General features: G+C 63.8%; 6 protein-coding genes. 5 read left to right on the top strand and 1 reads right to left on the bottom strand.

Annotated elements, in window-relative coordinates; all coding sequences use genetic code 11:
* The 3 genes from I8N66_RS05835 to I8N66_RS05825 form a co-directional block, all read left to right on the top strand.
* Positions 1 to 784, top strand: a 784-nt coding sequence (locus I8N66_RS05835) for a sugar phosphate isomerase/epimerase (protein WP_291150773.1), incomplete at its 5' end; no start/stop codon positions are given.
* 177 nt (positions 785 to 961) lie between these two features.
* A complete protein-coding gene (locus I8N66_RS05830) occupies positions 962 to 2,143 on the top strand; it encodes a Gfo/Idh/MocA family oxidoreductase (RefSeq protein ID WP_113541116.1) in 1,182 nt (393 codons plus the stop codon).
* A gap of 149 nt (positions 2,144 to 2,292) precedes the next feature.
* A complete protein-coding gene (locus tag I8N66_RS05825) occupies positions 2,293 to 3,660 on the top strand; it encodes a GH1 family beta-glucosidase (protein WP_291150768.1) in 1,368 nt (455 codons plus the stop codon).
* Positions 3,661 to 3,714: 54 nt separating this feature from the next.
* On the opposite strand, the gene I8N66_RS05820 is transcribed toward I8N66_RS05825, so the two are convergent.
* Positions 3,715 to 4,587: an NAD(P)-dependent oxidoreductase gene (locus tag I8N66_RS05820; RefSeq protein WP_113541118.1), complete on the bottom strand. Its 873-nt coding sequence runs from the start codon at positions 4,585 to 4,587 to the stop codon at positions 3,715 to 3,717.
* A 414-nt stretch (positions 4,588 to 5,001) separates the two neighbouring features.
* Between I8N66_RS05820 and I8N66_RS05815 the strand changes: the two genes are divergently transcribed.
* Positions 5,002 to 6,084: a methionine ABC transporter ATP-binding protein gene (locus I8N66_RS05815; protein WP_113541119.1), complete on the top strand. Its 1,083-nt coding sequence runs from the start codon at positions 5,002 to 5,004 to the stop codon at positions 6,082 to 6,084.
* On the top strand, positions 6,074 to 6,739 hold the full coding sequence (locus tag I8N66_RS05810; protein WP_113541120.1) for a methionine ABC transporter permease: 666 nt from the start codon (positions 6,074 to 6,076) through the stop codon (positions 6,737 to 6,739). Before I8N66_RS05815 ends, I8N66_RS05810 begins: the two co-directional genes overlap by 11 nt.
* Positions 6,740 to 6,751 lie beyond the last annotated feature (12 nt).

The raw sequence follows: 6,751 nt of genomic DNA, 5'->3' as shown, positions 1-6,751 counted from the left end.
TCCGGCCTATGACGAAGCCTTCGACGGGTTTGCAGCACCCGAAGTGCGCGGCAACCCGAAGGCGCGCCAGGCCTGGGCGGTGGAACAGGTCAAGCTGGCGCTGACCGCCTCGAAGAACCTCGGCCTGAATGCCATGGCCAGCTTCTCCGGCGCGCTCGCCTGGCCCTTCGTCTATCCCTGGCCGCAGCGGCCGGCCGGTCTCGTCGAGGCCGCCTTCGATGAACTGGCGAGGCGCTGGAAGCCGATCCTCGACCATGCCGAGGAAAACGGCGTCGACATCTGCTACGAGATCCACCCGGGCGAGGACCTGCACGACGGCATCACCTACGAGATGTTCCTGGAGCGCACCGGTAACCATGCCCGCGCCTGCATGCTCTACGATCCCTCGCACTACGTGCTGCAGTGCCTCGACTATCTCGACAACATCGACATCTACAAGGACCGCATCCGCATGTTCCACGTCAAGGATGCGGAGTTCAACCCGACCGGGCGCCAGGGCGTCTATGGCGGCTACCAGGGCTGGGTCAACCGCGCCGGCCGCTTCCGTTCGCTCGGCGATGGCCAGGTGGATTTCGGCGCAGTGTTTTCGAAGATGGCCGCCAATGATTTCGCCGGTTGGGCGGTGGTCGAATGGGAGTGCGCGCTGAAGCATCCCGAAGACGGTGCGCGCGAGGGTGCCGACTTCGTCAAGCACCACATCATCCGCGTCACCGAGAAGGCGTTCGACGATTTCGCCGGTGCAGGTACGGACGATGCCGCCAACCGGCGGATGCTGGGGATTTGAGGCAAGGTTGAGCCCTCACGGGGTTCGTGGCTAGCACCTCACTCTAACCTTCTCCCCGCAAGCGGGAAGAAGGTGCCGGCAGGCGCATGAGGGGCTAGGCCCTTACCGTGCGGATGAGGGGCGGCCCTTGCGCCAAGAAACAAACAAGCGAACGACACGGAAACAGGGGAGAATATTATGGCAATCGAAGGAACGAGCGAGAAGCGCGAGCGCCGCATCCGACTTGGCATGGTAGGCGGCGGCTCTGGCGCCTTCATCGGCGCGGTGCACCGCATCGCAGCCCGGCTCGACGATCACTATGAGCTGGTGGCCGGCGCGCTGTCGTCGACGCCGGAAAAGGCGGAAAGCTCGGGCCGCGAACTCGGGCTCGACCCGTCGCGGGTCTATTCCGACTTCAAGCAGATGGCGATCCGCGAGGCGAAGCTGAAGGACGGTATCGAGGCGGTGGCGATCGTCACGCCGAACCACGTGCACTACGCCGCGGCCAAGGAATTCCTGAAGCGCGGCATCCACGTGATCTGCGACAAGCCGCTGACCTCGACGCTTGGCGATGCCAAGAAGCTGAAGAAGGCGGCGGACGACAGCGATGCGCTGTTCGTGCTGACGCACAACTACACCGGCTATCCGATGGTACGGCAGGCGCGCGAGATGGTCGCCAATGGCGAGATCGGCGCGGTGCGGCTGGTGCAGATGGAATATCCGCAGGACTGGCTGACGGAAAACATCGAACAGTCCGGCCAGAAGCAGGCGGCCTGGCGCACCGATCCGGCGCGCTCGGGTGCCGGCGGCTCGACCGGCGATATCGGCACGCATGCCTACAATCTCGGTGCCTTCGTGTCCGGCCTCGAACTCGAAGAACTCGCTGCTGATCTCGACAGCTTCGTTGGCGGTCGCCAGCTCGACGACAATGCCCATGTGATGATGCGCTTCAAGGCAAAGGACGGTGAGCGCGCCAAGGGTCTGCTGTGGTGCAGCCAGGTGGCGCCCGGTCACGAAAACGGTCTGATGGTGCGCGTCTACGGCACCAAGGGCGGGCTCGAATGGACGCAGAAGGATCCGAACTATCTCTGGTACACGCCATTCGGCGAACCGAAGCGTCTCCTGACCCGGGCGGGTGCCGGAGCGGGGGCTGCCGCCAACCGCGTCAGCCGCATTCCGTCCGGTCATCCGGAAGGTTATCTCGAAGGCTTCGCCAACATCTACACGGAAGCAGCGCGTGCCATCTTTGCCAAGCGCAAGGGCGAAAAGATCGATCCGGCCGTCACCTATCCGACCATCGATGATGGCATGAAGGGCATGGTCTTCGTCGATGCCTGCGTCCAGTCATCCAAACGAAATGGGGCATGGGTAAAAGTATAGCCACAGGCCGATACCGGCGAAAGGGCGGGGCTTTCCCGCCCTTTTTCGCGAGTTGACATTTGCCGGCATGGTTCTAGGTCGGCCGATGACAAGACTGAAAACGAAAAGGCCCCACTGCCGGTGGGGCCGGAACGAGACGAGACAGAGAGATGACCGATCCCAAGATCCTGGCACAGCGCTTCCCGGGCGATTTCGTATTCGGGGTGGCGACGGCCTCCTTCCAGATCGAAGGCGCCACCAAGGCCGACGGGCGCAAGCCGTCGATCTGGGACGCCTTTTCCAACATGCCGGGGCGTGTCTTCGGGCGTCACAATGGCGACGTCGCCTGCGACCACTACAACAGGCTGGAAGACGATCTGGACCTGATCAAGAGCCTCGGGGTCGATGCCTATCGGTTCTCCATTGCCTGGCCGCGGATCATTCCGGAAGGGACCGGTCCGATCAACGAAAAGGGTCTCGACTTCTACGACCGCCTCGTCGACGGGCTGAAGGTGCGCAACATCAAGGCCTTCGCGACGCTCTATCACTGGGACCTGCCGCTAGCGCTGATGGGTGATGGCGGCTGGACGGCGCGCACGACGGCCTATGCCTTCCAGCGCTACGCCAAGACCGTGATCGCCCGCCTCGGCGACCGGCTCGATGCAGTTGCGACCTTCAACGAGCCCTGGTGCTCGGTTTGGCTCAGCCATCTCTACGGCATCCATGCGCCGGGCGAGCGCAACATGGACGCAGCCCTGCACGCGCTGCACTTTACCAATCTGGCGCATGGCCTCGGCGTCGACGCCATCCGCTCCGAGCGGGCCAACCTGACCGCTGGCATCGTCATCAATGCCCATTCGGTCTATCCGGGCAGCGACAGCAAGGCCGACAAGGCAGCCGCCGATCGTGCTTTCGACTTCCACAATGGCGTCTTCTTCGGCCCGATCTTTAAGGGGGAGTACCCCGACAGCTTCATGAGCGCGCTCGGGCACCGCATGCCGGCGATCGAAGACGGTGACATGGAGACGATCTCCCGGCCGCTCGACTGGTGGGGGCTCAACTACTACACGCCGATGCGGGTCAGCAACGATCCGGCCAAGGGCGCAGAGTACCCGGCGACCATCAATGCGAAGCCGGTGAGCGAGGTGAAGACGGATATCGGCTGGGAAGTCTATGCTCCAGCGCTCGGCAGCCTCGTCAAGACGCTGAACGCAAGGTACGAGCTGCCCGATTGCTACATCACCGAGAACGGCGCCTGCTACAACATGGGCGTCGAGAACGGTGTCGTCGACGATCAGCCGCGGCTCGACTACATCGCCGATCATCTGTCGGTGACCGCAGATCTGATCGCCGAGGGTTATCCGATGCGCGGCTATTTCGCCTGGAGCCTAATGGACAATTTCGAATGGGCCGAAGGTTACAAGATGCGCTTCGGCATCGTGCATGTCGACTACGACACCCAGGTGCGCACCATCAAGAAGAGCGGCCACTGGTACCAGGCGCTGGCCGAAGAGTTTCCCAAGGGCAACCACGTCTGACGATCGGGCGAGCGGGTTCAGCCCGCCCGGTGCTGCCCCCGGTGCTGTGCCATCTCACCGACGAACCGGCAGCACCTCAAGGCTCTGCCGGTCGAGCTGGGCCAGCACTTCCTTGAAGCCGTAACGCGGCTTCCATTCGAGTTTTTCGATCGCCGCGCTCGGGTCGTACACCCGGTCGATGGTTGCCGGCAGCGGCCAGTCGCGATCGGCGAAGGCTTGCGACAATCTTGGCGCGCGTTCACGCAAGAGCCCCGCCGCGTCCTCCGCCAGGCGGCGGCAATCGGTCGGAAGGAAGGGCGTCTCACCCGAAATGATGTAGCGCTGAAAGGCCGGGCCGCCATTGTCGAGCGCGGCCGCATGGGCGGCCGCGACGTCACGGACATCGATGCCGCGGTGCAGGCGGTAGCCCGCGACGCGATCGGCGGCCTCCGGGAAAGAGCGCGACATGCGCAGCACACGCACATGCAAAGCACGATCGGCGGCGTTTTCCAGCAGGGCTTCGGCCGCAAGCTTAGTGTGATGGTAGATGGTATGCGGCTTCGGCGGCGTTTCTTCGGTGATCCAGGCGCAGCCGCCTTCGGTGACCGCATGGCCGTAGAGTGCCGTCGTGCTGGTGAAGACGATGCGACCGACGCCGGCGGCCTGGGCTGCGGCGATTACCAGATGCGTGCCCATCACGTTGACGCGCTCGAATTCCTGGTCGGCAACCGCATCCACATGCGGCGCGTGCAGCGCAGCGGTATGGATCACCGCATCTGCACCCTCCATGACACGCTCCAGCAACTCGCCGTCGACGAGATCGCCGACAATTGCCGTCGTGCCGAAGGGCGCGCGGTCGATGCCGATGACATCATGGTCGGCAGCGGCGAGTGCGTTATAGATGGCCCGGCCGATGCGGCCGGAACTCCCGGTCAAGACGATGCGCATTTCTTACCTCGTAACCCTGTTGCTGCCCGTTAGCATGAAATTCGGTCGGGTGCAGTCGGTTCGAACAAGGATATCCAAGCTGACGATCTGCCGGATCTTGGCACGCCGGAGAGCAAAAGAGCATGGTTTTGCCAATCCTCTGCCTATTGCGGAAAATCATGCCTGTGAAATCCACCGGTAGTTCTCCATAAGAGCCGTAGATTATGTCGCATGCGGGCCATGCGGCGCAAAAGTTGAACTGACTGGTTGCTTGATGCTAGAGAAGTGCTCCCTGTTCCGAATGCGTTGTCGAATGTCGGCCTGACCGGACGCGCCTTCCATCCCGGCTTCCCCCGGGATCATGAGATTTGAACACCCGAGAGCACCTATGTACCCGCACATTCCGACTGCGCCTCTTTCGGGGGCACCCGAACGATGAGCGTTTCAGCCTTGAAAGCCACGCCATCGGCTGACGCGGCCGTCGTTTTCGACGGCGTTTCCAAACATTTTCCCGCCTCCGGCAACAGCGGCGCCTTCACCGCGCTCGATACCGTTTCGCTGACTGTCGATCGGGGCTCTATCACCGGCATCATCGGCCGGTCCGGCGCCGGCAAGTCGACGCTGATCCGGCTGGTCAACGGGCTTGAGAAACCGAGCAGCGGCAAGGTTCTGGTCGATGGCGTTGATGTCGGCGCACTCGACGAGGCGTCGCTGCGCACGCTTCGCCGCTCCGTCGGCATGATCTTCCAGCATTTCAACCTGCTCTCCTCGCGCACCGTGTTCGGCAATGTTGCACTGCCGCTCGAAATCGCGGGCATGGACAAGCGCGCCATCGAACAGCGCGTGCTGCCGCTGCTCGATCTCGTCGGCCTCGCCGACAAGCACGGGCGCTATCCGGCTGAGCTGTCGGGCGGCCAGAAGCAGCGCATCGGCATCGCCCGCGCGCTTGCGACCGAGCCGAAGCTCTTGCTCTCCGACGAGGCGACCTCGGCGCTCGATCCGGAAACGACGCAGTCGATCCTGGAGCTCCTGAAGCGCATCAATGCGGACCTCGGCCTGACGGTGCTGCTCATCACCCATGAGATGGAAGTGGTGAAGGCGGTGACCTCCGATGTCGCGGTCATCGATCACGGCCGCATCGTCGAGCGCGGCCACACCTTCGATGTCTTCACCCATCCGAAGCACGAAACGACGCGGGCGCTGCTTTCCGGCCTGCCGGGCTCGAAGCTTCCCGACGCGGTCGCCCGCGCCTTGAAGCCGGCGCCGGCTGCCGGCGATCGCGCCGTCGTGCGGCTCACCTTCTTCGGTGCGGCTGCAGAAAAGCCGTTGATCTCGCAGCTGATCAAGTCTGTCGGTGCTGAGGTCAACATCATCGCCGGCACGATCGACGAGATCGGCGGCGCGCCCTATGGCTCGCTGGTCGTCGCCTATGGCGCGGATCCGGAGACCTCCGGCCGTGCCGAACGCTTCTTTACCGAAAATGGTCTGGTCACGGAGGTGCTCGGCTATGTCGCCTGATCTTCTCCTGCGCATCGGCGGCGCGACCGTCGACACGATCTACATGGTCGCCATCGCCGGCTTGATCGGCTCGCTGATCGGCGGGCCAATCGGCATCTTCCTCGCCACCAGCGGCAAGGGCGAGCTTTTCCCGGCGCCGACGCTGAACCGCATCATCGGGCTGATCGTCAACGCCACGCGCTCGACGCCGTTCATCATCCTCGTCGTCGCGATCATCCCCTTCACCCGGCTCTTGACCGGCACGTCGATCGGCACAAAGGCCGCGATCGTGCCCTTGACGATCGCGACCATTCCCTTCGTTGCGCGTCTGGTGGAAGCGGCGATCCGCGAGATCGACAAGGGGCTGATCGAGGCAGCGCGCGCCATGGGCGCGACCCCGATGCAGATCGTCTTCAAGGTGCTGCTTGCCGAAGCGCGGCCGGCGCTGACGCTGGCGCTCACCATGACTGCCGTCAGCCTCATTGGCTATTCGGCCATGGTCGGCGCCGTCGGCGGCGGCGGGCTCGGCGACCTCGGTATCCGCTACGGCTACCAGCGCTTCATGCCCGACGTGATGCTCGTCGTCGTCATCGTGCTGATCGTGCTGGTGCAGCTCGTCCAGAGCGCCGGCGACGGGCTGGCGCGACGCTTCGACAAGAAGAACCGCAAGACCTGACTTCCTCCCAAG

It is taken from the genome of Ensifer sp. SSB1 (assembly GCF_016652895.1).
In the GTDB taxonomy this organism is placed as follows: Bacteria; Pseudomonadota; Alphaproteobacteria; order Rhizobiales; family Rhizobiaceae; genus Ensifer.
Note: the sequence above shows the minus strand (reverse complement) of the source record. Positions and strands in the feature narration are given on the sequence as shown.

Excerpts from the sequence above, each read along its gene's own strand:
- I8N66_RS05830 (WP_113541116.1), top strand. The coding sequence starts at position 962 with ATGGCAATCGAAGGAACGAGCGAGAAGCGCGAGCGCCGCATCCGACTT.
- I8N66_RS05825 (WP_291150768.1), top strand. The coding sequence starts at position 2,293 with ATGACCGATCCCAAGATCCTGGCACAGCGCTTCCCGGGCGATTTCGTA.
- I8N66_RS05820 (WP_113541118.1), bottom strand. The coding sequence starts at position 4,587 with ATGCGCATCGTCTTGACCGGGAGTTCCGGCCGCATCGGCCGGGCCATC.
- I8N66_RS05815 (WP_113541119.1), top strand. The coding sequence starts at position 5,002 with ATGAGCGTTTCAGCCTTGAAAGCCACGCCATCGGCTGACGCGGCCGTC.
- I8N66_RS05810 (WP_113541120.1), top strand. The coding sequence starts at position 6,074 with ATGTCGCCTGATCTTCTCCTGCGCATCGGCGGCGCGACCGTCGACACG.